Below are 255 nucleotides of genomic sequence, written 5' to 3' on the forward strand. Positions count from 1 at the left end.
TGGGAACGGGTGTGACCTCTTCGCTATCGCCACCAAACAAATGCCTTCAGGATGAAGGTACTGGGCGTTTCTCACAGGATGTGAGAGCCCTTAGCGGAGTTTCTTTACTTTTCCGCCTTTTAGAGAGGTATTCTCTCAAAACTAGATAACAGGTGTGACATCATTCAAAATGTGGGTTAAGTCCTCGATCGATTAGTATCTGTCAGCTCCATGTGTCGCCACACTTCCACCTCAGACCTATCAACCTGATCATCT

1 rRNA gene is annotated in these 255 nt (G+C 46.7%); it reads right to left on the minus strand.

From position 1 onward, the window contains the following. Positions 1 to 172 precede the first annotated feature (172 nt). Positions 173 to 255: ribosomal RNA gene (locus AC0C66_RS21615) — 23S ribosomal RNA — on the minus strand; the annotation flags it as partial.

This window comes from Bacillus sp. VA13 (assembly GCF_055710085.1).